Origin of the sequence: Streptococcus sp. SC1, from assembly GCF_030272855.1 — a bacterium.
In the GTDB taxonomy this organism is placed as follows: domain Bacteria; phylum Bacillota; class Bacilli; order Lactobacillales; family Streptococcaceae; genus Streptococcus.
Genome location: NZ_JAQCMU010000009.1, coordinates 1 through 26,874 on the forward strand (window position 1 = coordinate 1; position 26,874 = coordinate 26,874).

Sequence of the window (26,874 nt, forward strand, 5' to 3'; positions counted from 1 at the left end):
CTAAATTCACGCGTATTCTGAAGATCAACGTCGTAACGAAAGCGATCGTAGAAAAAGGCCCATGGACATCACAAGATGACGTGATCAAGGGACAAACTTCACCAGACATCAAGGGTTACGTAGCGGATAAAGCTAGCGTAGCAGATGTGAAGGTTACAGCAGACTCAGCTAAACCAGCTGATGAAGTCGTAACTTACAAGAAGGTAGAAGTTCCACCTACACCGACACCAACTCCGGAACCAAAACCAGAACCAAAACCAGAACCGAAACCTGTTCCACCAACTCCAGCTCCGGTACCAAATAAACAAGTACCGAACAAGCCAGTGGAACCGAAAGTTCCTGGAACTACTGCTCTGCCAAATACAGGTGAGAAATCATCTTCAGCAGCAGTGCTTGGTTTAGGAATTGTTGCAACACTCGCAGGTGTCAGCTTGATTAAACCAAGATTGAAAGAAGAAGATTAATTCTTTCTAGCTTGGATAGTAATCACTGAAGAGTTGTGGACGGTTAGTTAACAGCTCGCAAAAATCGATAACTTCTTTACGAAGTTATCGATTTTTTATTTATTTGATTAGCAGACTTTGGTAGTAAGAAATGAGAGAAGATTCCAGTAAAATAGGAGATTTACTGGAGAATGAAGGAGCATCACCTTGAATTTAGTGGCATCATTCATTTTATTATCGAGAGAATGTAATGACTGATCTCGGTATTCTAAAATGTATAAGGAACTAGTGCCCTAATTTTTTCTATCTTTAGTTTGTACTTCAGCAGATAATTTTAGGGAATTGGGGATTTTCCTGTTTTTGTTGGATGATTTTTCTCCTTTCCTGTGTTATAATAAGGAAGATTAAAATTGTAGAATAGTTAAAGGAGAAATTCCAATGGGACGTAAGTGGGCCAACATTGTAGCTAAGAAAACAGCTAAAGACGGCGCAAACTCAAAAGTTTATGCTAAATTCGGTGTAGAGATCTATGTAGCAGCGAAAAAAGGTGAACCAGATCCTGAGTTGAACACAGCCCTTAAGTTCGTTATTGATCGCGCTAAGCAAGCGCAAGTTCCAAAGCATGTTATTGACAAGGCGATTGACAAGGCTAAGGGAAATACAGACGAGACCTTTACAGAAGGTCGTTATGAAGGCTTTGGGCCAAATGGCTCTATGTTAATCGTTGATACATTGACTTCGAATGTTAACCGAACTGCGGCCAATGTCCGTGCAGCCTTTGGGAAAAATGGCGGAAACATGGGAGCTAGCGGCTCTGTATCTTATCTTTTTGATAATAAAGGTGTTATCGTTTTTGCTGGTGATGATGCAGACAGCATCTTTGAATTGCTTTTAGAAGCAGATGTAGATGTGGACGATGTAGAGGCTGAAGAAGGAAGTATCACAGTTTATACAGCGCCAACTGATCTACATAAAGCAATTGTAGCTTTGCGTGAATCTGGCATCCAAGAATTCCAAGTGACAGAGCTGGAAATGATTCCTCAGTCAGAAGTGGAATTAACAGGAGAAGATTTAGAAACCTTCGAAAAATTGTATAGCGTCCTTGAAGACGATGAAGATGTCCAAAAAATCTACACCAACGTAGATGGCTTCTAATTGAACAATATAAAAATACAGTCTGATTTAGTATAAGCTGCGTTCTAAGGCAGTTTCTAAATCAGACTGTATTTATTTTCAGTTAGTTAAGTGGAATTTCTTTAGGAATTGTTCCTGTTCCTCTTTGATAGCTTCTGTGGGATTTTTCACAGCGAGAATCATCTCAATCATTTCAGGATTGGCTTCGCGTACTAGCTGACTGAGAGCCCAGATGGCCGTAGCGATATGGATAGGATTTTGCCCTTTATCGATAATTTCTAGTAGTTTGGGAATAGCAGAGCGATCATTGGCGTTGGCTAGAGCAATGATGGCATTGCGCTGCAGGATGTTTTTGCCCCGCCAGCTACCTGCTATATGGCCAAATTTTTCCTTAAATTGACCATTAGAAAGTTCCAAGAACGGCAGGAGCTCTGGATGGGCCAGTTCGGGGTCGATATCAGTTGCGAGTGGATTGTCCAAGCCTTTATTATAGGGGCAGCAGATTTGGCAGATATCGCAACCATAGATGACTGTCTTGATTTTTTTGCGAAATTCTAGATCCATGATACCCTTATCTTGGGTTTGAAAAGATAGGCAGCGCTTGGCGTTCATAGTCCCATCGCCAATGAGACAGGAGGTAGGACAGGCCGTCACGCAGCGATTGCAGTCTCCGCAGTCATAGTCGACAGGTTGGTCAGGTTCGATGTCCAGATTGGTAATGAGCTCACCCAAAAACATGTAGGAACCAAATTCCTTGGAGATAACCAAGCCGTTCTTTCCGATAAAGCCTATTCCTGCTCGCCGGGCTACAGCGGTGTCGACCAAGGCTCCTGTATCTACCATGCCTTTATATTCAAAGTCGGCAGTTAACTCCTCAATTCCCTTTGCAAGCCGATCTAGCTTGTCCTGTAGGACATAGTGATAATCCAGTCCCCAGCTGTTGGGAGTGAATTTTCCTCGTTTGTAGGCTGTTTTTTGTGGCTGCTGCTTGAGCTTGTGGGGATAGGCGACTGCGATAGAGATGATGGTCTTAGCTGAGGTCAAACTCAGCTTGGGCTTGATTCGCTCCTCAATATTCTTGTGTTCAAATCCTGAATTTCGGCCTTCTTCTACGGCCAAGCGCAGCGACTTTTCCAGATAGTCAAAGTCATCCGCTGTCGTAAAGCCAATTTTAGAAATGCCAATGTCTTTTGATAATTTGATAATTTCTTCTTTGATATTCATTGCTATTATTATATCGAAATTATGAGAATTATGCGAGAAACTACTTCGTGAAAACCATGATAATTTAGCAAATTTGAGTTCAAGAAAAGTTAGGCAGATAAGTGTTTAAATTGAGAAATGACAGCCTTTTAAGCCAATTACTAAATGGATTATTTCTTGAAAGATATGGGGAAACATGCTATAATGAGAGGAAACATTTATAAACAGAACATAGCGAGTAAGGAATAAAATGGCTAATATTTTAAAAAAAATCATCGAAAATGATAAAGGTGAAATAAGAAAATTAGAAAAGATGGCGGACAAGGTCATGTCCTATGAGGACGAAATGGCAGCCTTGACCGATGAAGAATTGCAAGCAAAAACGGTTGAATTTAAGGAACGTTATGCTAATGGTGAAACTTTAGATCAACTTTTGTTTGAAGCATTTGCAGTTGTCCGTGAAGGAGCTAAGCGTGTCTTAGGTCTTTTCCCATATAAGGTTCAGATTATGGGGGGGATTGTCCTTCACCATGGTGATGTGCCAGAAATGCGTACGGGGGAAGGGAAAACCCTGACAGCGACTATGCCTGTTTACCTGAATGCCTTATCTGGTCAAGGAGTTCACGTTGTTACAGTCAATGAATACTTGTCCGAGCGTGATGCGACTGAAATGGGTGAACTTTATTCTTGGTTGGGACTTTCTGTTGGTATCAACCTAGCATCTAAGTCACCAATGGAAAAAAGAGAAGCTTATGCTTGTGATATCACCTACTCAACCAACTCTGAAATTGGTTTTGACTACCTGCGCGATAACATGGTGGTTCGGGCTGAAAATATGGTACAGCGTCCGCTTAACTATGCCTTGGTTGACGAGGTGGATTCTATCTTGATTGACGAAGCGCGTACACCATTGATCGTGTCAGGACCGACAGCTTCTGATACGAATCAGCTTTATTACAGAGCGGATAGCTTTGTGAAAACACTTCAAAAAGATGACTATATCATTGATATTCCATCTAAGACGATTGGTTTGTCAGATTCTGGTATTGACAAGGCTGAAAGTTACTTTAACTTAGAAAATCTATACGACCTTGAGAATGTTGCTTTGACGCACTTTATCGACAATGCCTTACGTGCTAACTATATTATGACCTTAGATGTGGATTATGTCGTGAGCGAAAAGCAGGAAATCCTCATTGTTGACCAATTTACTGGACGTACAATGGAGGGCCGTCGTTTCTCTGATGGACTCCACCAAGCGATTGAAGCAAAAGAAGCTGTGCCTATCCAAGAAGAATCAAAGACATCTGCTTCGATTACTTACCAGAACCTTTTCCGTATGTATAAAAAGCTGTCAGGGATGACAGGGACTGGTAAGACAGAAGAAGAAGAATTCCGTGAAATTTATAATATTCGCGTAATTCCAATTCCAACTAACCGTCCTGTCCAACGTATTGACCATCCAGATTTGCTGTATCCTAGCTTGGAAGCGAAGTTTAAAGCAGTCGTGGAAGACGTCAAGGAACGCTACAAAACAGGTCAACCTGTCTTGGTCGGTACAGTATCGGTTGACACGAGTGACTATCTTTCTCAAAAATTAGTGGCGGCGGGAATTCCTCATGAAGTTCTGAATGCTAAAAACCACTATAAAGAGGCACAGATTATCATGAATGCTGGTCAACGTGGTGCTATTACCATCGCGACCAACATGGCTGGACGTGGTACCGATATTAAGCTAGGTGAAGGTGTGCGTGAACTGGGCGGACTTTGTGTGATCGGTACAGAGCGCCATGAAAGCCGCCGGATTGATAACCAGCTTCGTGGACGTTCAGGTCGTCAAGGGGATCCAGGTGAATCACAATTCTACCTATCTCTCGAAGATGATCTGATGAAACGTTTCGGTTCAGAGCGTATTAAGGCCTTGCTTGACCGGATGAATCTTAGCGAAGAAGAGTCTGTCATCAAGTCTCGGATGCTAACGCGTCAGGTGGAAGCAGCCCAAAAACGGGTTGAAGGAAACAACTACGATACTCGGAAGCAAGTCCTCCAATATGACGATGTCATGCGCGAACAACGTGAAATCATCTATTCTCAACGCTATGATGTCATCACAGCAGATCGTGATTTGGCTCCAGAAATCCATGCTATGATCCGTCGGACGATTAATCGGATTGTGGATGGCAGCAGTCATTCAGATCATGATGAAAAGATAGAAGCGATTCTGAATTTTGCTAAATATAACCTTGTAGCAGAGGATTCTATCTCAGCTGATGATTTAGAAGGTAAATCAAATCAAGAGATTAAAGATTACTTGATGGAGCGAGCTTCTGAAGTTTATGCCAATCAGGTTTCTAAACTTCGTGATGAAGAAGCAGTTCAAGAGTTCCAAAAAGTGCTGATCCTACGTGTTGTAGATAATAAATGGACAGATCATATCGACGCCTTGGATCAATTGCGTCAGGCTGTGGGGCTTCGTGGCTATGCTCAGAACAACCCAGTTGTTGAATATCAGGCAGAAGGTTTCCGGATGTTTAATGATATGATCGGTTCTATCGAGTTTGATGTGACTCGTCTCATGATGAAAGCACAGATCCATGAGCAAGAACGTCCACGTACAGAGCACAGTATCAGTACGACAGCTACTCGAAACATTGCTGCCCAAAACCCAAATCTTCCAAAAAATGTTGATTTATCCTCTGTAAAAAGAAATGATTTATGTCCATGTGGTTCAGGTAAGAAATTTAAAAACTGTCATGGCCGCAAGAAGTAGTTTATAAGGAGAGAAGATGACCTTTAAAGCAACTAGTCAACCAATCAATGTAGCAGAAGTGCGTCAGCTTGCTAAGTTAGAAGGTTCTATTTTGGCTCGTAAGCAAAAACGAGATCGCCAACTAGAAGCTATTATCCGCGGTGAGGATGACCGCATCCTTTTGGTCATCGGCCCTTGCTCCTCAGACAATGAAGAAGCTGTCTTGGAATACGCTAAGCGTTTGGCAGCTCTTCAGGAAGAAGTCAAAGATCGGATCTTTATGGTGATGCGGGTTTATACAGCTAAGCCACGGACCAATGGTGATGGCTACAAGGGCTTGATTCATCAGCCTAATGCGACAGCGGCACCTAGCCTAATCAACGGGATTAAGGCGGTTCGCAATCTGCATTACCGCGTGATTTCAGAAACTGGAATGACGACGGCTGACGAGATGCTTTATCCAGAAAATCTTCCCCTAGTAGATGATTTGATTTCCTATATGGCGATCGGTGCTCGTTCTGTTGAAGATCAGCAGCACCGCTTTGTAGCCAGTGGAGCGGATTTTCCTACTGGTTTGAAAAATCCAACATCTGGAAATCTAAATGTCATGTTTAATGGCATTTATGCGGCTCAGAACAAACAGAGCTTCCTCTTTGCCAATCGGGAAGTAGAGACGAGTGGAAATCCTTTGGCTCATGCGATTCTGCGCGGTGCCATCAATGAATATGGGAAGAACATTCCGAATTACTATTATGATAATCTGCTGGACACAATCGCCCAGTATGAAGCAATGGGATTAGAAAATCCATTTATTATCATTGATACCAACCATGACAACTCTGGCAAGCAGTATTTGGAGCAAGTCCGTATTGTTCGTCAGACTTTGATCAACCGCGACTGGAATGATAAAATCAAGAAGGTTGTTCGTGGCTTTATGATTGAATCTTACTTGGAAGATGGCCGACAAAATGAACCAGAAGTCTTTGGCAAGTCTATCACAGATCCATGCCTAGGCTGGGACAAGACAGTCGAGCTTGTCCATGAGATATACGATACACTAGGTAAATAATATGGCATTTATAGAAAAAGGTCAGGAAATTGACATCGAGCAGATCAAGTCTGCAACGATTTTGTCAGACCAAGCTCTACAAAAGAAAAATCAGCGTGATCAGGAGTTAGCCGCCATCATCAAGGGGGAAGATCAACGCTTGCTCTTGGTTATTGGTCCCTGCTCATCTGACAATGAAGAGGCGGTACTGGAGTACGCTCGCCGGTTAGCCGACCTACAGCAGAAAGTGGCAGATAAGATTTTTATCGTCATGCGGGTCTATACAGCCAAGCCTCGGACCAATGGAGACGGCTACAAGGGGCTCGTTCACCAGCCAGATACTTCAAAAAGTCCAAGCTTGATCAATGGACTAAAGGCAGTACGCCAGCTTCATTACCGAGTCATTACTGAGACGGGCTTGACCACTGCTGATGAAATGCTCTATCCTTCTAATCTAGTGCTGGTAGATGATTTGGTCAGTTACCATGCCGTAGGTGCTCGTTCGGTTGAGGACCAAGAACATCGCTTTGTAGCGTCTGGCATTGACGCTCCGGTTGGTATGAAAAATCCAACATCTGGCAATCTTGGAGTCATGTTTAATGCCGTCTATGCTGCTCAGAATAAGCAAATCTTCCTTTATCATGGTCAGGAAGTAGAAACGTTAGGAAATCCTCTTGCGCATGTGATTTTGCGTGGTGCGTTAGATGAGTACGGTAAGAACAAGCCTAACTTCTATTACGAAAATCTTCTGGATGTGATCAAACGCTATGAAGAAATGAAACTCTCCAATCCTTTTATCCTGATTGATACCAACCATGATAATTCTGGCAAGCAGTATTTGGAGCAGATCCGGATTATCCGCCAGACTCTGATCAACTGTGCTTGGAATGAGCAAATCAAGAAGGCTGTGCGTGGATTCATGATTGAGTCCTATTTGGAGGATGGCCGCCAGAATGAGCCAGAAGTCTTTGGCAAGTCTATTACCGATCCTTGCTTGGGCTGGGACAAGACAGAAGAGCTCATTCAGGAAATCTATGATACCTTAGAAAAAGAAGCTTAAATAGAAAGGATTAGGAGGCTTTGCTAGAAGTCTACTAATGAATATAGGCAAGCTCATACTCTACGAAAATCTAATTTTGATGATGTTAAACCTCTTTGATGCATTTCAGTGTCATTCTCATCGGTTTGCCTTGTCGAAATTAGATTTTCTTTCAATCTCCTTGGGAGAAGGGCGTTGCTTCGTATTCCTAATAGAAGTATGATAAGAGGACACGGAATAGATATAGAAGAGATTTCCAGCATTGGTCGGGCCTACGAGAAGAATGAGCGCTTTGCTGAGAAAATCTTGACAGCTCAGGAGTTGGCTCGGTTTGGCTCCTTAAAGGGCAAGCGCAAGCTGGAATATTTGGCCGGTCGCTGGTCAGCTAAAGAAGCCTTTGCCAAGGCTTGGGGGACCGGTATTGGCCCTGTGACTTTTCAGGATTTGGAAATTTTAAATGATGATAAGGGGGCTCCCTATTTTAGTAAGTCTCCCTTTGCTGGTTCGGTATGGCTATCAATCAGTCATGCTGGAAATCTGGTGACCGCCAGTGTGATTTTGGAGGAAGACAATGAAAGCTAGTCTACATAGACCCACTAAAGCAGTCATAGACCTGTCTGCTATTGCATTTAATGTTGAGCAAATTGCGGCTCATATTCCCCAGTCGGTCCAGAAGTGGGCAGTAGTCAAGGCCAATGCTTATGGACATGGTGCGGTTCCTGTCTCTCAGTATATTCAGCCGCTTGTAGATGGTTTTTGTGTGTCTAATATTGACGAAGCCCTAGAACTACGAGAAGCTGGCATTGCTAAATCCATTCTTATTTTGGGTGTTTCTTCACTAGAGGCTGTGTCTTTAGCGATCCAGCAACAGATTACCTTGACGGTAGCCAGCCTAGCTTGGCTGGAGGAGCTCTTGAGCCAGCAAGCTAATCTGACCGGCTTGACTGTTCATATCAAGATTGATTCAGGCATGGGACGCATTGGCTTCCGTGATAGTCAAGAAGCCCAGCAAGCAATTAGCCGCTTGCAAGCAGCAGGAGCTGTGGTAGAAGGAATTTTCACTCATTTTGCAACTGCTGATGAAAGAGATGCGAGTCATTTTGTAGCTCAATTAAGTCGCTTTAAAGAGATTTTGAGTGAGTTAGCTTTCTTGCCGCCGATTGTGCATGCTAGTAACTCTGCCACAACTCTTTGGCATAGTGAAACGATTATGAATGCTGTTCGGCTGGGAGATATTATTTACGGGCTGAATCCTAGCGGACGAGTGCTGGACTTGCCTTATGAGGTCAAACCAGCTCTGAGTTTAGAATCTGCCTTGGTTCACGTCAAAGAAATTCAAGCGGGTGCCCATGTCGGCTATGGGGCGACCTATACCAGTGATAGTCAGCAAATCATTGGAACCATTCCTATGGGTTATGCTGATGGCTGGACCCGCGACATGCAGGGCTTTGATGTCTTGATCGATGGTCAGCGCTGTCCAATTGTCGGTCGGGTTTCTATGGATCAGATCACAGTGCGTCTACCTCAAGTCTACCCTTTGGGAACGCAGGTAGTCTTGATTGGTCAGAGCGGCGCCGAGCTTATCACAGCAACGGATGTGGCAGAAGAGCGTGGTACGATCAATTATGAAGTAGTCTGCTTAATCAGCGACAGGGTACCGAGAGAGTATAAAAAGTAAAAGACAATCAAGAAGAGGAAAGGAGACAGGATGAATCTGCATCAGGCTTTGACAGTCCTGCCAGGAGTGGGGCCAAAATCGGCTGAAAAATTTAAAAAATTAGGCCTTGAGAGCCTACAGGATCTCCTGCTCTATTTTCCTTTTCGCTATGAGGACTTTAAGAGCAAGAATTTCCTCGACTTAGAGGATGGGGAAAAGGCGGTCATTTCTGGGATCGTCGCGACTCCAGCTAATGTTCAGTATTATGGCTACAAGCGCAATCGCATGCGTTTTACGATCAAGCAGGGAGAAGTCGCGATTGCAGTCAATTTTTTCAACCAGCCTTATCTGGCAGATAAGATTGAGCTGGGAGCAACGGTGGCTATTTTTGGTAAATGGGATAAGGCCAAGGCTAGTCTAACGGGGATGAAGGTGTTAGCTCAGGTTGAAGACGACTTGCAGCCAGTTTATCGAGTTGCCCAAGGGATTAGTCAGGTCAGTCTAGTTAAACTGATTAAGGCGGCCTTTGACCAAGGTCTAGATCAGTTATTGGAGGAAAATCTTCCCCCGATCCTTCTGGAGCGCTACCAGCTTTTGGGGCGGATTCAAGCCGTGCGTGCCATGCACTTTCCCAAGGATTTGGCGGAATATAAGCAGGCCTTGCGTCGAGTCAAGTTTGAAGAACTTTTTTATTTTCAGATGCAGCTGCAGGTTCTGAAGCATGAGACCAAGGATGTCAGCCAGGGACTGGCTATCCCTTGGCAGGAAAAAATGCTGGCTCAAAAGAAGGCTGCCTTGCCATTTTCTCTGACGGAAGCTCAGGAGCGGAGTCTGGAAGAAATTCTCAGTGATTTGCAATCGTCTGGTCACATGAACCGCCTCCTGCAGGGAGATGTTGGCAGTGGTAAGACCGTGGTGGCTGGTTTGGCTATGTATGCCGCCTATACGGCAGGTTACCAGTCGGCTTTGATGGTTCCGACAGAAATCTTGGCTGAGCAGCATCTGGATAGCCTGACTCAGCTCTTTCCTGAGCTGAATTTGGCCCTCCTAACTGGCGGTATGAAAGCCGCTAAACGCAGAGAGACTTTAGCTGCAATAGAGTCGGGGCAAGTAGATATGGTGGTCGGCACCCATGCCTTGATTCAGGAAGGGGTCGTCTATCATCGACTGGGCTTGGTCATTATTGATGAGCAGCATCGTTTTGGGGTGGACCAGCGTCGGATTTTGCGGGAAAAGGGAAATAATCCAGACGTCCTCATGATGACGGCCACGCCTATTCCTCGGACTTTGGCTATTACCGCTTTTGGTGACATGGATGTCTCTATCATCGACCAGATGCCAGCTGGCCGCAAGCCTATTATCACTCGCTGGGTCAAGCACGAGCAGTTGGAAGTGGTCTTGGACTGGATGAAAAAAGAGCTGGCCAAGGGTGCCCAAGTCTACTTTATTTCTCCCTTGATTGAGGAATCAGAGGCCTTGGACTTGAAAAACGCGATTGCTCTAGAGGAAGAACTTAAGGCCTACTTTGCCAATCAGGCTCAAGTGGCTCTCCTTCACGGCCGCATGAAAAATGACGAAAAAGAGGCCATTATGCAGGACTTCAAGGATGGGAAAACGGATATTCTAGTGTCAACCACAGTCATTGAAGTCGGCGTCAATGTTCCGAATGCAACCATCATGGTTATCATGGATGCCGACCGCTTCGGACTCAGCCAGCTTCATCAGCTGCGGGGACGAGTTGGTCGGGGAAATAAGCAATCGTATGCCGTTCTGGTTGCCAATCCCAAGACAGAGTCTGGCAAGAAACGCATGAAAATCATGACTGAGACGACAGATGGCTTTGTTCTGGCTGAGGAAGACCTCAAGATGCGTGGTTCTGGTGAAATTTTTGGGACCCGCCAGTCTGGTATTCCAGAGTTTCAGGTGGCGGACATCGTGGAGGATTATCCCATTTTGGAAGAAGCGCGCAAGGTAGCCAGCCAAATCGTTGCCAATCCTAGCTGGCGACAGGATGCCAATTGGCACCTGGTATCCCTGCATCTCGAAAAACGCGATTATCTGGACTAGCGAGATAAAGTTTGGATGTATTTGTTTAAGCTTTCTGCAAGAAAATTCTAAGCCTTCCTTAAGCTTTGAAGTCTATAATAAAAGCATCAAAAGAAACGAGGTGGCAAAAATGAAAGTAGCAGTTAAAGTAACCTATAAAAAAGAATTCAAACAGATGCGCCGCGTGAACAAGACTTATGGAATCTAATATTTCCAAGTGAAAGATAAAAGAAGATACCTCTGGAAGAAATTCTGGAGGTATTTTGCTATTTAATCAAGGCTTTCTTACAATTTATGTTATAATATAGAATAACTATGATTAAAGGAGCTCAATTATGTTTCCAGATGACAGTTTGACTTTACATACAGACTTATATCAAATCAATATGATGCAGGTTTATTTCAACGAAGGTATCCATAATAAGCGTGCTGTTTTTGAAGTTTATTTTCGAAAGAATCCTTTCAATAATGGCTATGCCGTTTTTGCGGGCTTAGAGAGGATTGTGGCTTATCTGAATGATTTGACATTCAGTCAGACGGATTTGGACTATTTAGCGTCTTTGGGCTATAATGGAGCTTTCTTAGAGTATTTATGCGATTTCAAGATGCAGCTGACCGTGCGTTCTGCTAAAGAAGGAGATTTGGTTTTTGCCAATGAACCGATTGTTCAGGTCGAAGGGCCGCTGGCTCAATGTCAGTTGGTAGAAACAGCTATTTTAAATATCGTGAATTTCCAAACCTTGATTGCGACCAAGGCAGCTCGCATCCGCTCTGTGATCGAAGATGAGCCGTTGATGGAGTTTGGTACCCGTCGTGCTCAAGAAATGGATGCAGCGATTTGGGGTACGCGGGCCGCTGTTATCGGTGGAGCCAACGGTACCAGCAATGTTCGGGCAGGCAAGCTCTTTGATATTCCCGTTCTAGGGACGCATGCCCATGCACTTGTGCAGGTTTATGGCAATGATTACGAGGCTTTCAAGGCTTATGCAAGCACTCATCGGGACTGTGTGTTCTTGGTAGATACCTACGATACCCTTCGGATCGGGGTTCCTACGGCCATCCGTGTAGCGCGTGAATTTGGGGATAAAATCAATTTCTTGGGTGTACGGATCGATTCTGGAGACTTGGCCTATATTTCTAAAAAAGTTCGTCAGCAGTTAGATGAAGCGGGCTTCCCAAATGCTAAAATTTACGCTTCCAATGATTTGGATGAAAATACCATCCTCAACTTAAAAATGCAAAAGGCTAAGATTGATGTCTGGGGTGTGGGAACCAAGCTCATTACAGCCTATGACCAGCCAGCTCTGGGTGCTGTTTACAAGATTGTCGCGATTGAAGATGAGAATGGGCACTTGCGCAATACCATCAAGCTCTCCAACAATGCTGAAAAGGTTTCGACTCCGGGCAAGAAGCAGGTTTGGCGGATTACCAGCCGTGAAAAAGGCAAGTCTGAGGGCGACTACATCACTTATGATGGTGTGGATGTCAATCATCAGGAAGAGCTCGAAATGTTCCATCCGACTTATACTTATATCAATAAAATAGTCAAGAATTTTGATGCAGTGCCACTCTTGGTGGATATTTATAAAGAAGGTCAGCTTGTCTACGATTTGCCAAGTCTGTCTGAGATTCAGGACTATGCCCGCCGAGAATTTGACAAACTTTGGGACGAGTACAAGCGGGTCCTCAATCCACAAGATTATCCGGTCGATTTGGCGCGTGATATTTGGCAGGATAAGATGGACTTGATTGACCAGATGCGCAAGAAAGCCTACCAGACAGGAGCAGAAAAATGAGCCTACAAGAAGAAATCATCCGCCAACTAGGTGTCAAGCCCGTCATTGACCCAGAGGAAGAAATCCGAAAGTCGGTCGACTTTCTCAAGGCTTATCTAAGAAAGCATCCTTTTTTGAAAAGCTATGTTCTGGGCATTTCTGGTGGTCAGGACTCAACCTTGGCTGGCCGCTTGGCTCAGCTGGCTGTAGAGGAAATGCGAGCTGAGACAGGCGATAATGGCTATCGTTTTATCGCTGTCCGCCTGCCTTACGGTGTTCAGGCAGATGAAGATGATGCCCAAAAGGCTCTAGCTTTTATCCAGCCTGATGTCAGTCTGACAGTCAATATCAAGGAATCTGCTGATGCCATGACAAAGGCTGTAGAAGCAACGGGTGCCAAAGTCTCTGATTTTAACAAGGGCAATATCAAGGCCCGCAGCCGCATGATTGCCCAGTATGCTTTGGCTGGTTCATATAGTGGGGCTGTCATTGGGACCGACCACGCAGCAGAAAATGTTACGGCCTTTTTCACCAAGTTTGGGGACGGCGGAGCAGATATCTTACCACTTTACCGTCTCAATAAGCGTCAAGGCAAGCAGCTTCTGGCTGCCTTAGGAGCTGATCCGGCCCTCTATGAAAAGGTACCGACAGCTGATTTAGAAGAAGAAAAACCGGGGATTGCCGATGAAGTTGCTCTAGGCGTGACCTATAATGAAATTGACGACTATCTCGAAGGCAAGTCCGTTTCGGCTCAAGCCCAAGAAACGATCGAGTCTTGGTGGCATAAGGGCCAGCACAAACGGCATTTGCCGATTACAATTTTTGATGAATTCTGGAAGTGAAAATTTCTCTCGAAACTTTTTAGTCTGAGCCAAGAAACGAGGAAGCTATGAAAAAGACAGATACACAGTCTATTGAAACCAAACGTCTTTTGCTAAGACCTTTTCTGGAATCGGATGCTCAAGCTATGTATGACAACTGGGCTTCTCGTCCGGATAATTTGCTGCATGTGACCTGGGATGCTCATGAGAGTCCTGATGTTACCCAACAGTCTATTGCTCGCTGGGTTGAGAATTATCAAAACTTGGATTTTTACAAGTGGGCTATCTGCCTAAGAGAAAATCCTGATTCTGTCATTGGAGACATCAGCGTGGTGGATAGAGATGATACGGTTAATGCTTGCGAGGTCGGTTATATTCTAAGTAAAGACTATTGGGGGCAGGGGCTGATGACAGAAGCTTTGAAAGCTGTTTTGAACTACCTCTTGAAAGACGCAGGATTCAATCGTGTCACAGCAAGATTTGTAACAGCCAATCCAGCTTCGGGGCGTGTTATGACTAAAGCTGGCATGAGCTACGAAGGTACTTTCCGTCAGGCTGTATTTCATAAAGGACAAGTCAAAGATTTTTCCGTCTATGGGATCCTAAAATCAGATTTGAAATAAAAAAGTTAGGCTTGCCTAACTTTTTCACTTGCGCTCTTTTTTTAAAGTTCTATAATAGATGTATAATGACAAGGAGGACTCTATGAATTCATTAAAACAAGATTTTACAGATAAGTTGTACGCTGCTTATGAGACTAACCCCAAGTATGCGGCAATGGAAAATGCTATTAGCCACAATGGTCTTTTGACTTCTTTGGAAAAACGGACTGCTGCTGTAGAAAATGCACCTGTTTTCTCACTGGATCTCACCAAAGACAAGGTCAGCGACCAGAAGGCTTCTGGCCGTTGCTGGATGTTTGCAGCTCTCAATACCTTCCGCCACAAGATGATTGCAGGTTTCCAATTGGAGGATTTTGAGCTCTCTCAGGCTCATACCTTCTTTTGGGATAAGTATGAAAAGTCCAACTGGTTCTTGGAGCAGGTTTTGGCAACGGCTGACCAAGACTTAACTAGCCGCAAGGTCAAGTTTCTCCTAGACACGCCTCAGCAGGATGGCGGTCAGTGGGATATGGTCGTGGCACTTTTTGAGAAATACGGCGTCGTGCCTAAGTCAGTCTATCCAGAGTCAATTTCCTCCAGCAATAGCCGTGAGCTCAATCAGTTGCTCAATAAACTCTTGCGTCAGGATGCGCAAATCTTGCGTGAGCTGGCCCTGAATGGTGCGGATGAAGCTAGTCTACAAGCTAAGAAAGAAACTTTGCTACAGGAAATTTTCAACTTCTTAGCGATGTCGTTGGGCTTACCGCCTCGGAAATTTGACTTTGCATATCGAGACAAGGACGGTAATTACCATAGGGAAGCTGATTTGACTCCGCGGGCCTTTTACCAAAAATATGTTGACCTCAAGCTGGATGACTATGTGTCAATTATCAATGCGCCAACGGCCGATAAACCTTATGGCAAGTCATACACAGTCGAGATGTTGGGCAATGTCGTCGGCAGTAAACCTGTTCGCTATTTGAATGTAGAAATGAAACGTCTCAAGGAATTGGCTATTGCACAGATGCAGGCTGGTGAGACTGTTTGGTTTGGCTCTGATGTGGGTCAATCCAGCAATCGCAAGGCTGGTATCATGGAAGCAGGTATGCATGATTTAACCTCTAGTATGGATATCCAGTTGACTCAAGATAAAGCAGGTCGTCTTGATTACAGCGAGAGCCTTATGACCCATGCTATGGTATTGGCTGGAGTAGACTTGGATGAAAAGGGCCAAGCTAAAAAATGGAAGGTAGAAAATTCTTGGGGTGAAAAGGTTGGAGATAAGGGCTACTTTGTCGCCAGCGACGCTTGGATGGATGAGTACACTTACCAAATCGTAGTCAGAAAAGAATTCTTGACTCCAGAAGAGTTGGCAGCCTACAATGCAGAGCCAATTGTCCTAGCACCGTGGGATCCAATGGGAGCTCTTGCTAATGGCGAAATGATTTGATAGGATGAGCAATTGCAGAAAGCTATTGATTTATTTAAACATAAAAAAGATTGGATTTTAGAAATCCAATCTTTTTTAGTTTAACGATGTTCAGCTCCTTGGTTAGAACTAGTTGAGCTGCTGGTTGTTCCAGAACTTGTTGAACTTGTTTGGGAACTAGAGTTGGTGCTACTATGTTCTTCGCTAGATTCGCTCGTACTTTGACTTGAAGATTCTGAGCTTGACTCAGAAGTAGAGCTTGAAGATGATTGGGTATAAGCGCGGCTGTAAGTAGAAGTACCATTGAGATAGAGATAGGATCCGCTACGGAAAAGTCCGCTTGGTGGTGTCCAGTCTTCATTGCTGTAGCCTGTCAAATAGAGCATCATAGAACGGTAAACATCGGTTGCCACCTTAACTCCATCATCTAAAACAGGAGTGAGGCGGTTTGAGTAACCGGTCCAAACAGCCATAGAGTATTGTGGAGTGTAGCCAACAAATAGCTCGTCAGGTGTGACAATGCTAGAACTGTAGTAAGGTTTTGTCAACTTCTCTAGTTCATCATCTGCATAGTTGGAAGTACCAGTTTTACCTGCTTGATAGACTCCTGGAATTGCAGCATTGGTACCAGTTCCAGATTGAAGAACGGTCTTCATCATGTCTGTCATCATGTAGGCTGTCGTTTCTTTCATGGCTTTTGATCCGCCATTTGAAAAGACTTTTTCTGTACCGTCGCTAAAGACAACTCGGTTGACGTATTGCGGTTTGTAATATGTACCGCCATTAGCAAAGGCAGCGTAAGCGGCAGCCATTTTTTCGCTACTTGCTCCGTATTGGTTACCAGATTCGCTTGTATTACTTGAAATCGCATTAGAATAATGCATTTCAGGGTAATTAATACCAAGGCCATTGAGGAACTTCAATGAATTATCTAATCCGACTGCTTCCAGCGATTTGACGGCTGGTACGTTACGGGATTCTTGGATAGCGTATTGGATAGTAATCCAGCCATAATAGCGTTTATCCCAGTTATAGACAGGAGTAGAGGTTCCAGGGAAATAGTAAGGAGCATCTTGGATTGAGGCAGCAGTGGAAGTGAAAACATTGTATTCCAAGGCTGGGGCATAATCGGTGATTGGTTTCATGGTAGAACCCCAGTCGCGATTCGTTTCGACTGCTTGGTTGGTACCAAAAGAAACGTTGGAAGACTGATGGCGAGCACCCAGTTGGGCAATGACTTTCCCGTTGGTAATATCCATAACAGTTGATGCCACTTGCAGTTCATCATCTGGATAAGCAACATATTCTTCCGTGTTGTAAATATCCCACAATTTTTTCTGTGCTTCGGTATTAACGTTGGTGTAAACTTCCATACCAGTCGTAAGGACATTGTAGCCAGTTTCTTCTTCGACTTGCTCAATAACTTCTTTTAAGTAGTTATCCATATAGGCAGGATAGCTAGCTGAATTTTTCAAGCTCTGTAAGCCGTCGGTTACTGGGGTATTGATAGCTTGTTCGTATTGTTCTGGTGAGATGTACTTGAGTTCATACATTTCAGATAATACGAGATTCCGACGCTGAGTGGCAGCTTCTGGATTTGTGTAAGGGTCATATTGGTTAGGAGCCTGAGGCATTCCTGCAAGCAGGGCAATCTGAGGAAGGGTCAAATCTTTCAAATCTTTGCCATAGTAACTTTGGGAAGCTGTTTGCATCCCGTAATTTCCATTGGACATATAAACTTTATTGACATAGTAGGTCAGGATTTCTTGCTTGGTAGCCTTGCGTTCGAGTTGAGTTGCCAGCCATGCTTCTTGGATTTTCCGAGAAAGGGTAGCATCTGCTGAGGAAGTGGAGAAATAAGTCAACTTGATCAACTGCTGGGTTAAGGTAGATCCCCCTTGACGTCCGCCTCCTTTCAGATTGCTTAGGAAGGCTCCTCCTATCCGAATGAAATCAACTCCACGGTGATTAAAGAAGCGGTGGTCCTCAATCGCAACGATAGCATCTACTAGCTGTGTAGGGATTTGGTCTGTTGACGCATTGACCCGCTTTTCAGAACCGAGGTCCGCAATCAGATTGTTATCGCTATCGTAAATCTTACTTGAAGTTGTTGCGACAAGGTCCTTCTCAGAGAGGGTAGGAGACTTGGCGACATAGTATGTGAAGACAAGAACGCCACTCACAACTCCAATAATAAAGAGAGATAAGAGGGCAGTTGCAAGATATTTTAAGGCCTGCAAAAGGGTTTGTTTATTCATTTGTGATACCACCTAGTAGTTTTTGTTCGATAATTTCAAGGTAAGGGATGCTTGGAAATTGCTTTGTTTCGATTAAAAATCCATGTTCTTGAATGTAAGATAAAGGGAGGGATTTTCCGCCTTTATCCATCTTATAAAATGTAATCAAATAAGATGCCGGAAGTAGATAGGTCTCCCGCAAGCTAGAGAAGTGCAGTAAGACAAAGCAAATTCCTTTTTGCTGAAGGACAGCTTCCATATGTTCAATCTGGTGTAGATGGAAATTCTTTAGAGGCATAGCCGTTTTTTGCCGTGTTTCCTTGGCTTCAAAATCAATATAATGTCCCTTAAAGACGCCAGAATAATCGGTCGTGGATGCCTGTCGGAAGTAGGCCTCCACAATCTTTGCGCGACTGCGTTGGGGATAGTCCACTTTGACAATCTGAATGGGTGTCGGTTTTTTATGAATGACAGCGAGTCCCCTACTCAAGTAGTAGTTGTTGGATTCGTTGATCATCTTCTCAAAAGACATCCCACGATTGGCAAAGTTAACAGCCGTCTTTGAACCTGGATGGGCTAGTTTACTTTTTATCTTTAGCTTGTGAGGGTAGTTGACCATAAAACTCCTTATTGGTACAATAACATCACTCTATTATATCATAAAAATATTTTTTGAGGGAGAATAAATGACAAGTCTATTAATTGTAGGGTATAAGGCTTTTGAACTTGGCATCATGAATGAGAAAGACATGCGCATCAAGATCATCAAAGAAGCGGTCAGACGGGATTTGCAGCGCCTGCTGGATGAAGGATTGGAGTGGCTCATCTTTACGGGAAATCTAGGTTTTGAAGCTTGGGTTTTGGAAGTTGCTCAGGAATTAAGAGAAGATTATAATTTCAAGATTGCGACGATTTTTCTTTTCGAGGATCAGGGAAAAAATTGGAATGAAGGAAATCAGGCTAAACTAGCAGATTTTAAACAAGTAGATTTTGTCAAATATGCTTATCCTAGCTATCAAAATCCGAGTCAATTTCGCGAGTACAACCAATTTCTGCTTCAAAATACGGACGGGGCTTACCTGTTTTACGATGAGGAAAATGAGACCAATCTTAAGTATCTTTACAGGGAGATGAAGAATCAAGAACAGTATTTTATCAAAAAATTAACATTTGATGATTTGAATGAGGTTGCAGAAATTTTTTCGGAAAAGTAGGGTATAAATCTTGCTTTTTATAGGTGATTTCGTATATAATTGGATATGATAAACTAGATTGGAGTGAGAGCATGGCGAGTATTATTTATACAGCAAAAGATATTTTTGATCAAGACTTTAAGCGTGAAGTGCGAGGATATAGCAAGGCTGAAGTGGATGAGTTTTTAGATGATGTGATTAAGGATTATGAAACTTATGCAGCCTTGGTAAAGGAGTTGCGTGAGGAGATTACCCTTCTGAAGGAACAAGTATCGAATCAAGAAACTCCTACTCCTTCCGCGCCTAGTCAGCCAGCTCAACCAACAATTGAGATGCCACAGATGGGAACAGCGACTAACTTCGATATTTTGAAACGCTTAAGCCGTTTGGAAAAGGAAGTTTTTGGCAAACAGATTCTGGACAGCGAAGAGCAATAATGTTGCAGAGTGCAATTTTTGGATAATCGCGTGAAGATTTAATATTTTCATGAGGAAAGTCCATGCTAGCACCGGCTGTGATGCTGGTAGTGTTTGTGCTAGGCGAAACAATAAGCCTAGGGACGGAGCAATCCGTTACGGCGACTGAAAAGGCTAAGTCTTTAGATAAGTCTGAATAGGTCTGAAAGTGCCACAGTGACGTAGTTCTTCTGGAAACAGAAGAAGTGGAACGCGGTAAACCCCTCAAGCTAGCAACCCAAACTTTGGTCGGGGCACGGAATGCGTGGAAACGAACATAGCATTCTGACTGGAAACAGTAGACAGATGATTATCGAAGGAGATGGTACCTAGTCATTTCTGGAACAAAACATGGCTTATAGAAAATTGCACATAGGTTAGCTAGCGTATGCTAGCTTTTTGATTAAGGTATAGATTCCCTTTGACAGAAGTGAGCTGAAGGGATAAAATGAGGAAAGCAAAGCTTTTCTCAAGAGGATCGTCAAGCAAGAGTATTCTGTTTTCTAGCTGAGGCCAGCTTTTAGAGTATAGCCAATCAGAAATTGATAGAGTAAGAAAAAATGAAAGAAAGATTTAATTTAATTGCTACTGCAGCGGCAGGTCTGGAAGCTGTGGTTGGCCGTGAGATTCGGGATTTGGGTCTAGATTGTCAGGTTGAAAATGGCCGTGTTCGCTTTAGTGGCGACATGGCTACCATCATTCAAACCAATCTCTGGCTACGCTCAGCAGATCGGATTAAGATTGTTGTGGGAATATTTCCAGCCAAAACATTTGAGGAACTTTTTCAAGGTGTCTTTGCCTTGGATTGGGAAAATTATCTACCCTTAGGTGCCAAATTTCCCATTTCTAAAGCCAAATGTGTCAAGTCAAAACTACATAATGAGCCTAGTGTTCAAGCCATTTCAAAAAAAGCAGTTGTGAAAAAATTGCAAAAACATTATGCTCGTCCAGAAGGGGTTCCTCTACAGGAAAATGGAGCAGAATTTAAGATTGAAGTTTCCATTTTGAAAGATTTAGTGACGGTCATGATTGATACCAGTGGATCTAGCTTGTTCAAACGTGGCTATCGGACAGAAAAAGGCGGAGCGCCAATCAAGGAAAATATGGCAGCCGCGATTTTACTTTTGTCAAACTGGTATCCAGACAAACCCTTGATTGATCCGACTTGCGGATCAGGAACCTTCTGTATCGAAGCGGCCATGATTGGAATGAAGATGGCGCCAGGTTTGCACCGTTCCTTTGCTTTTGAAGACTGGAATTGGGTAGACAAGGACTTGGTACGTCAGCTTCGGGCAGAGGCCCTAGCTCAGATTGACCAAGACATCCAGCTGGATATTTCAGGTTCCGATTTGGATGCTCGTCTGGTAGAGATTGCTAAGAAAAATGCAGAAGAAGCGGGTGTTGCTGACCAGATTCAATTTAAGCAAATGCGTCTGCAAGACCTTCATACGGACAAGATCAATGGCGTCATTATTTCCAATCCGCCTTATGGCGAGCGTTTATTAGACGATGATGCTGTGACCAAGCTCTATCAAGAAATGGGAGAAACCTTTGCTCCCTTGAAGACCTGGAGTAAATTTATCTTGACCAGTGATGAGGCCTTTGAAGCCAAATATGGCAGTCAGGCGGATAAAAAGCGAAAACTTTACAATGGTACTTTAAAAGTTGATTTATATCAATACTTTGGCCAAAGGGTCAAAAGACAACTAGATTAGAAAGGAAATGCTGTGAGTAAAGAAGAAAAGATGCCAACAGAGCAAGAATCAAAGGAAACCGTTCTTGACTTAGAAAATGCGAAAGAAATGACGGTCGGTCAGGCTGCTCGGAAAAACGAGGAAGTCGAAGCTGGTGTGACTGAAGGAGATAATATCCTTGATAAATACATCAAGCAACACCGAGATGAAATCGAGGCTGGGAAATTTGAAACCCAAAAGCTGAGAATCATGGAAGAGCTGGCACAACAAAAAGAAGCTTTGATACAAGAGACCATCAAACAGCTTAAGAGTCAGTCTCAGGCGAAGGAAAATATTGCCAATGTGCCATTACCTTCGGTGCAGCCAGTGAAAGCAGAAGCTGCAAACTCGGCAAATGTAGAGGCTACAAAGGCCGCACAACCAGCGCTAACAGTTGCAGCTGAAGCACCAATCATCCCGGCAACAAAGCCGGTATCAAATCCAGTTCCGACAGTGTTTGAAGATGAGGACGAGCCTGAGACAAAACCTTTCTACAAGAAGAAAGGCTTCCTATACTCGGCCTTAAGTCTTGTAGCACTTGCCGCTGGAACGACTTGGTATTTTCATCAAGGCTGGGGGAGTCACAAGTCGACAACTGGTTCCAGTTCGACCGTTTCTTCTAGCAAAAAGAAATCTGCAAGTTCCAGTGAAGCTAAGAAAGAGGCTGCTAAAGAATTTGAAGAGCTTTATGCCAGCTTCTTTACTGACGGCAGTCAGACAGCTATCAAAAATGACAAGTTTGGTGATTTGGATAAGCTGAAGGCTAAGTTAGATGTCTTGACTGGCAGCTCAGAATATACAGCTGCTAAGAAGAAGTATGATGATCTTGTTAAGCAAATTTCTGCTATCCAAAGTGTCAATTCACAATTTAACACAGGTGCTATCGTTGATGGTCTCTTGAAGACAGATGCCCAAGTGAAAGAAAACGCTAATCTTCCAGATGTATCGACAGGTAATAGCAAGTTGGATGAGGTCTTGAAGGCGGCTATTGCTCAAGGACGCAGTCAGCAGCTACCAGCACCAGCGCCTAGTCCAACAGTGGAACCGTCAGCGCCATCAACAACACCAACAGTGCCAGCCGCACCATCAACGCCGCCAGCTGTTAATCCTGCGCCTAGTGATCCTAGTGGCATTAGAAATGCAGAAACTGGTATCGGACTGCCAAGTGCAGGAGTTAACCTCCAGCGCCACCTTAGCCGTGTGCCTTACAATCAAGCAGCGATTGATGATGTCAATAATCCTGCTTGGACCTTCAATCCAGGTGTCTTGGAAACAATCCTCAAGGTGTCTCGAGAGCGCGGCTACATTACAGGAGATCAGTTCATCCTTGAAAAGGTTAATATTGTCAAGGGGAATGGCTACTACAATCTCTATAAACCAGATGGTACTTATCTATTTAGTATGAACTGTAAGACAGGCTACTTTGTAGGGAATGGAGCTGGGTATGCAGAAGATTTGGATTATTAATCATCTTTCTCACTAATCCATTCAAAATATATAAAAAAGTTAGACGGATCTGAGCCAAGTATCTTGGGTTAGCCGTCTAGCTTTTTTGTATAAATAGTTACTTATTGATAATTCCTATAATAATCTATAATTTAAATCTCTAGGTTAATATAGATAGTTTAAAATAGCTTGATTTATCAAGCTTATTTTCAATAAATGAAGATTTCAATAGATTGAATTCTTGTCTTATTTTTGTTAAAATACTACTTGGAGCATTAGGACACCTAGCATAAAAATGTAAAAAAGTGTGTATTTTTGCTTATAAACTATAGCATGCAATAAGTCAGTTTCTTTGCTAATGGTCATGAGATTAACAAAAACTGGCATGTTGGAAAAGGAAAGGAAAAGGATGTTTCGAAGTAAGAAATATAACAAAGATTTCGAGATTATTGACGAAAAGAAGCGATATAAGCTCTATAAGTCTGGGAAAAATTGGGTAAAAGCTTCAAATTCTCAACTCGACCTCTTTCGTATTGGTGGAATGGGAGAAGTTGTCTCGAGCAGCTTGTCAGATACTGAAGAGCTTGATCACGACCATCTGAGCCTCAATACTCTTGCAGGCCTGGGAGGGATATTAGCCGCTGGGGCAGCGGGGCTAATGGTGACTCAGGAGCAGTCTGTCTATGCAGATGAAATATCTGAATCTACTGATAAAGCAGTTGTCTCAGCTGAAGTCAAGGACAATGAGGAAGCAGCAGAAGCAAGTACAAATTCGATCATTGCTCAAGCGCAAGCGGAAATGCGAAAAGCAAAAGCAGAACAAGCTTCTGAGTTAGCCTCTGTTTCAGCCGCTCAGTCAGTCAGCGCTTCTGTCTCTACAAGTGAGTCAGTCTCTCTTAGCATCTCGACTAGCCAGTCTGTTAGTCAATCGCTCAGTCAATCAGTTTCCGCTAGTAACTCAACGTCTATCAGCCGGTCTGTATCTGCTAGCAATTCAGTCTTAACTAGCAAATCAGCGAGTACTGAGCCTGCTACAAAGGTATCAGAAAGCAAAGCGCCCGCTAAGCTAGAAAGTGCTAACAATACAACTTCTCTAGAACAGGATAAAGTGCTAACTAGCGCATCAGTAGCTGATGCTTCCGTCTCAGCTTCTAATTCTGTCTCACTGGACGTCAGAGTCAATGTTGCTGATAGCTTTGTTTCATCTGGTGCAGGACAAAGTGTAGCTAGTGCTAGTTTGAGCAATAGCCAAGCCCTCGCGACCAGCAACAACTTAGCAGCTGGTGTGGTAGCTGATAAGAACCAAGCCCAAGGCAAGGACGAGCTTAAGCAAGCTGAGAAGAGTCAAACGGTAGATAAGACCGTGACCACTTCACCAAAAGAGTCTGTCACTGCTAAACAACAAGAAGAAAACCGTAGGAAGTTGACCAATCTTTCAGCTGAAATAGGTGACTATCTAGCAAAAGCAGTTGGTTTGCCAAATACGGATTCAGCTCTTGTTAAGGCCAATGCAGCGCTAACAGAAATTGAAAAGGCCCTAGCTGATCCGACTAGTGATTTAACAACAGTAGTGCAAAAAGCTACTTTAGCACGTAATTCGATTATTAATGCTGTTTTTGCGGCTAATTCTGGTGTACGCGATGTACGAAATGGGACAGTGATTACTAGAGGGGCACACCTACGTGCGGCTTCTAATCCACCTACAATCTCTATGCCATCTACTATCACAATTTATAATGATGAAGCAATCAATAATTTTCAGATAAGACTGAATGATGATAAAGGGATGGCTAAAATCACGGCCTCCCCATCCAATGCTATTATTACAGGTTTAAAAGCACCGAACTATCCAACTAACAAGAAAGGGGAATTTGGAGATCTATATATCTATGATCAAAGGGGGAATAAAACAGGTGGTCAAAAAACATACACTATTAACATAATAGGGACGGTGGGTCGTGAAAACGGAACTTGGAAACCCTATAAGCCTGGTACCTATGTTCTGGAGTACACAGTAACAGATATTCATGGCTTGACTGCTACAGCACGTACGAATTTCCATATCAAAGGCTTCAACGAACGCCACACCCCAGTTAGTGGGGATACTGTTATTGTTAAGAATCCCTCTTCTTTGACTGTAAGTGAACGCAATCAAGTACTTGAAAAATTTAAAGAAAAAAACCAGTCGCTTTTATCTGGTAGTGATTTTACGAAAGATGGCGTAACCGGAACGATTTCGGTAGCTGAAAATGGGAATATTACCATTACCTACCGTGATAATACTACAACTGTTATCCCAGCTAATGTGGATGCTGTTCCAGTTCCAAGTGCGACGGTGACTCGTAACGGTCAAACTCTAACACCTGTAAACGGCAACTATATTGTGTACGCAGGAGATGATATTCAAATTAATTTCACTGCTACAGATAATAGCGGGCAATTATCAGAATTTAAGATTGTTTCAAATGAAGATGCAAATGGTTCAGCCCTTAAAAATAATTTCTTTGAAGATAATAAATATGGGACGGGAACAGTAGATCATTTAACGGGGAATATCACAGCGACTACTGCTAGTCCAGCTCGCATTACAGTAAGAGCTCATTTGAATGATAATCTAGAGTACGATAAAAATGGTAGAAATAGTTGGCAACGTAATGCAGTAGCAACGGATAAGGCTGGGAATAAAAATAGTGCAGGAAATGCTTCGCCAGGTAATGTCCGTATTGTGCAAGGTAGACTGACAGATATTATGGAAGGGGTAGCACCGACCGAAACCTTCCAAGTAGAGAATGTTTCTGAATTAAAACCTCAAGAAAAAACTCGTATATTGGCGGCTGTTGAGAAACTAAACAATAAGCAGGAAAAACGTATTGATTCCTTTACTATTAGTAACAATGGAACAGTTACCATTATCTATAAAGATAAGACTACGGATACGTTCACTGTAAAACTTTCTGATAGTGAGTATAAGAGTAGCAGTACTTCAACTAGTCTAAGTCAAAGACAGTCAACCAGTGCCTCAGTAAGTGCTAGTACATCAGCGAGTGCGTCGGCTTCAACGAGCGCCAGCCGTTCAGTTTCTGCTAGCCAGAGCTTGTCTACTTCCTTGCGCAATAGCCAATCGGCATCGATGAGCGCCAGCCGCTCGGTTTCAGCGAGAAATAGTGTTTCGGCCTCAGTGAGCGGTAGTCAGTCTGTCTCAGTGAGTCAGAGCGCTGCTTCATTGAGCGCCAGCCAATCCATCTCACTAAGTAAGAGTGCATCAACTTCATTGAGTGGTAGCCAATCCGTCTCATTAAGTAATAGTGCTTCAGCGTCACTGAGCGGTAGCCAATCCATCTCACTAAGTAAGAGTGCTTCAGCGTCACTGAGTGGTAGTCAATCCGTCTCATTAAGTAATAGTGCTTCATCTTCGTTGAGCTTGAGTCAGTCAGTCTCATTGAGTAATAGTGCTTCAGCTTCGTTGAGTGGTAGTCAATCCGTCTCATTAAGCACAAGCGCCTCAGCATCAGTAAGCTTGAGTCAATCAGTTTCACTAAGTAAGAGCGCCTCCGCTTCGTTGAGTGGTAGTCAATCTGCCTCATTGAGCAATAGCGCTTCAGCATCACTGAGCTTGAGCCAGTCAGTCTCAACAAGTGCAAGTGCCTCAGCTTCATTGAGCGCAAGCCAGTCTGTCTCAGTAAGTGCAAGTGCTTCAGCATCAGTAAGCTTGAGCCAATCCGTTTCAACAAGTGCAAGTGCTTCAGCATCAGTAAGCCTGAGCCAGTCAGTCTCAGCAAGCACAAGCACTTCAGCATCAGTAAGCTTGAGCCAATCCGTTTCAACAAGTGCGAGCGCTTCAGCTTCGTTGAGCGCAAGCCAGTC

The 26,874-nt window shown here is 43.6% G+C and carries 20 protein-coding genes and 1 other RNA gene; 18 read left to right on the forward strand and 3 right to left on the reverse strand.

Annotated elements, in window-relative coordinates; all coding sequences use genetic code 11:
* Together PAN94_RS09670 and PAN94_RS09675 are read left to right on the forward strand one after the other, a co-directional pair.
* Positions 1 to 464, forward strand: a 464-nt coding sequence (locus tag PAN94_RS09670; RefSeq protein WP_285875641.1) for a mucin-binding protein, incomplete at its 5' end; no start/stop codon positions are given.
* 417 nt (positions 465 to 881) lie between these two features.
* Positions 882 to 1,598 carry a YebC/PmpR family DNA-binding transcriptional regulator gene (locus PAN94_RS09675; protein ID WP_045498557.1) on the forward strand — a complete coding sequence of 239 codons (717 nt, stop codon included), beginning with the start codon at positions 882 to 884 and terminating at the stop codon, positions 1,596 to 1,598.
* 78 nt (positions 1,599 to 1,676) lie between these two features.
* Here PAN94_RS09675 and queG read toward each other — a convergent pair whose 3' ends face one another.
* The gene (gene queG, locus PAN94_RS09680; protein WP_239193028.1) at positions 1,677 to 2,801 is read right to left on the reverse strand and encodes a tRNA epoxyqueuosine(34) reductase QueG; all 1,125 of its coding nucleotides are present in this window, start codon (positions 2,799 to 2,801) and stop codon (positions 1,677 to 1,679) included.
* A gap of 229 nt (positions 2,802 to 3,030) precedes the next feature.
* Here queG and secA point away from each other — a divergent pair, with 229 nt between their 5' ends.
* The 10 genes from secA to pepC all read left to right on the forward strand — a co-directional run bounded on the left by secA (position 3,031) and on the right by pepC (position 15,967).
* The gene (gene secA / locus PAN94_RS09685; RefSeq protein WP_005591073.1) at positions 3,031 to 5,550 is read left to right on the forward strand and encodes a preprotein translocase subunit SecA; all 2,520 of its coding nucleotides are present in this window, start codon (positions 3,031 to 3,033) and stop codon (positions 5,548 to 5,550) included.
* Between the two features lie 16 nt (positions 5,551 to 5,566).
* The gene (locus tag PAN94_RS09690; protein ID WP_285875642.1) at positions 5,567 to 6,598 is read left to right on the forward strand and encodes a 3-deoxy-7-phosphoheptulonate synthase; all 1,032 of its coding nucleotides are present in this window, start codon (positions 5,567 to 5,569) and stop codon (positions 6,596 to 6,598) included.
* A 1-nt stretch (position 6,599) separates the two neighbouring features.
* On the forward strand, positions 6,600 to 7,637 hold the full coding sequence (locus PAN94_RS09695) for a 3-deoxy-7-phosphoheptulonate synthase (protein WP_285875643.1): 1,038 nt from the start codon (positions 6,600 to 6,602) through the stop codon (positions 7,635 to 7,637).
* Between the two features lie 198 nt (positions 7,638 to 7,835).
* Complete coding sequence (gene acpS / locus PAN94_RS09700; RefSeq protein ID WP_045498572.1) at positions 7,836 to 8,198, forward strand: holo-ACP synthase; 363 nt, start codon at positions 7,836 to 7,838, stop codon at positions 8,196 to 8,198.
* Positions 8,188 to 9,294 carry an alanine racemase gene (gene alr / locus PAN94_RS09705; protein WP_285875645.1) on the forward strand — a complete coding sequence of 369 codons (1,107 nt, stop codon included), beginning with the start codon at positions 8,188 to 8,190 and terminating at the stop codon, positions 9,292 to 9,294. Before acpS ends, alr begins: the two co-directional genes overlap by 11 nt.
* A gap of 6 nt (positions 9,295 to 9,300) precedes the next feature.
* Positions 9,301 to 11,340 carry an ATP-dependent DNA helicase RecG gene (gene recG / locus PAN94_RS09710; protein ID WP_285875657.1) on the forward strand — a complete coding sequence of 680 codons (2,040 nt, stop codon included), beginning with the start codon at positions 9,301 to 9,303 and terminating at the stop codon, positions 11,338 to 11,340.
* A 314-nt stretch (positions 11,341 to 11,654) separates the two neighbouring features.
* Positions 11,655 to 13,115 (forward strand): nicotinate phosphoribosyltransferase, encoded by a 1,461-nt coding sequence (locus PAN94_RS09715; protein ID WP_285875647.1) that lies wholly within the window; start codon positions 11,655 to 11,657, stop codon positions 13,113 to 13,115.
* Complete coding sequence (gene nadE / locus PAN94_RS09720; protein WP_285875649.1) at positions 13,112 to 13,936, forward strand: NAD(+) synthase; 825 nt, start codon at positions 13,112 to 13,114, stop codon at positions 13,934 to 13,936. Before PAN94_RS09715 ends, nadE begins: the two co-directional genes overlap by 4 nt.
* Before the next feature lie 47 nt (positions 13,937 to 13,983).
* Entirely contained in the window at positions 13,984 to 14,538 is a 555-nt protein-coding gene (locus PAN94_RS09725; protein ID WP_048763721.1) for a GNAT family N-acetyltransferase, read from the forward strand.
* Positions 14,539 to 14,620: 82 nt separating this feature from the next.
* Positions 14,621 to 15,967, forward strand: a complete 1,347-nt coding sequence (pepC, locus tag PAN94_RS09730; protein ID WP_285875651.1) for an aminopeptidase C — start codon at positions 14,621 to 14,623, stop codon at positions 15,965 to 15,967.
* A gap of 80 nt (positions 15,968 to 16,047) precedes the next feature.
* On the opposite strand, the gene pbp1a is transcribed toward pepC, so the two are convergent.
* The gene (pbp1a, locus tag PAN94_RS09735) at positions 16,048 to 18,204 is read right to left on the reverse strand and encodes a penicillin-binding protein PBP1A (protein WP_285875653.1); all 2,157 of its coding nucleotides are present in this window, start codon (positions 18,202 to 18,204) and stop codon (positions 16,048 to 16,050) included.
* Positions 18,197 to 18,802: a Holliday junction resolvase RecU gene (gene recU, locus PAN94_RS09740; protein WP_048791825.1), complete on the reverse strand. Its 606-nt coding sequence runs from the start codon at positions 18,800 to 18,802 to the stop codon at positions 18,197 to 18,199. The genes pbp1a and recU overlap by 8 nt, the downstream gene beginning before the upstream one ends.
* Positions 18,803 to 18,869: 67 nt before the next feature.
* Between recU and PAN94_RS09745 the strand changes: the two genes are divergently transcribed.
* The 6 genes from PAN94_RS09745 to PAN94_RS09770 all read left to right on the forward strand — a co-directional run.
* Complete coding sequence (locus PAN94_RS09745; RefSeq protein ID WP_048791824.1) at positions 18,870 to 19,397, forward strand: SLOG family protein; 528 nt, start codon at positions 18,870 to 18,872, stop codon at positions 19,395 to 19,397.
* 71 nt (positions 19,398 to 19,468) lie between these two features.
* Positions 19,469 to 19,813, forward strand: a complete 345-nt coding sequence (gene gpsB / locus PAN94_RS09750; protein ID WP_048763716.1) for a cell division regulator GpsB — start codon at positions 19,469 to 19,471, stop codon at positions 19,811 to 19,813.
* A 14-nt stretch (positions 19,814 to 19,827) separates the two neighbouring features.
* Positions 19,828 to 20,195: RNase P RNA component class B (gene rnpB / locus PAN94_RS09755), an RNA gene on the forward strand.
* A gap of 196 nt (positions 20,196 to 20,391) precedes the next feature.
* Positions 20,392 to 21,546: a THUMP domain-containing class I SAM-dependent RNA methyltransferase gene (locus PAN94_RS09760; protein ID WP_285875654.1), complete on the forward strand. Its 1,155-nt coding sequence runs from the start codon at positions 20,392 to 20,394 to the stop codon at positions 21,544 to 21,546.
* A gap of 12 nt (positions 21,547 to 21,558) precedes the next feature.
* Entirely contained in the window at positions 21,559 to 23,031 is a 1,473-nt protein-coding gene (locus PAN94_RS09765; protein ID WP_285875655.1) for a cell division site-positioning protein MapZ family protein, read from the forward strand.
* Between the two features lie 388 nt (positions 23,032 to 23,419).
* Positions 23,420 to 26,874, forward strand: a 3,455-nt coding sequence (locus tag PAN94_RS09770; protein ID WP_285875656.1) for a MiiA motif-containing surface protein, incomplete at its 3' end; no start/stop codon positions are given.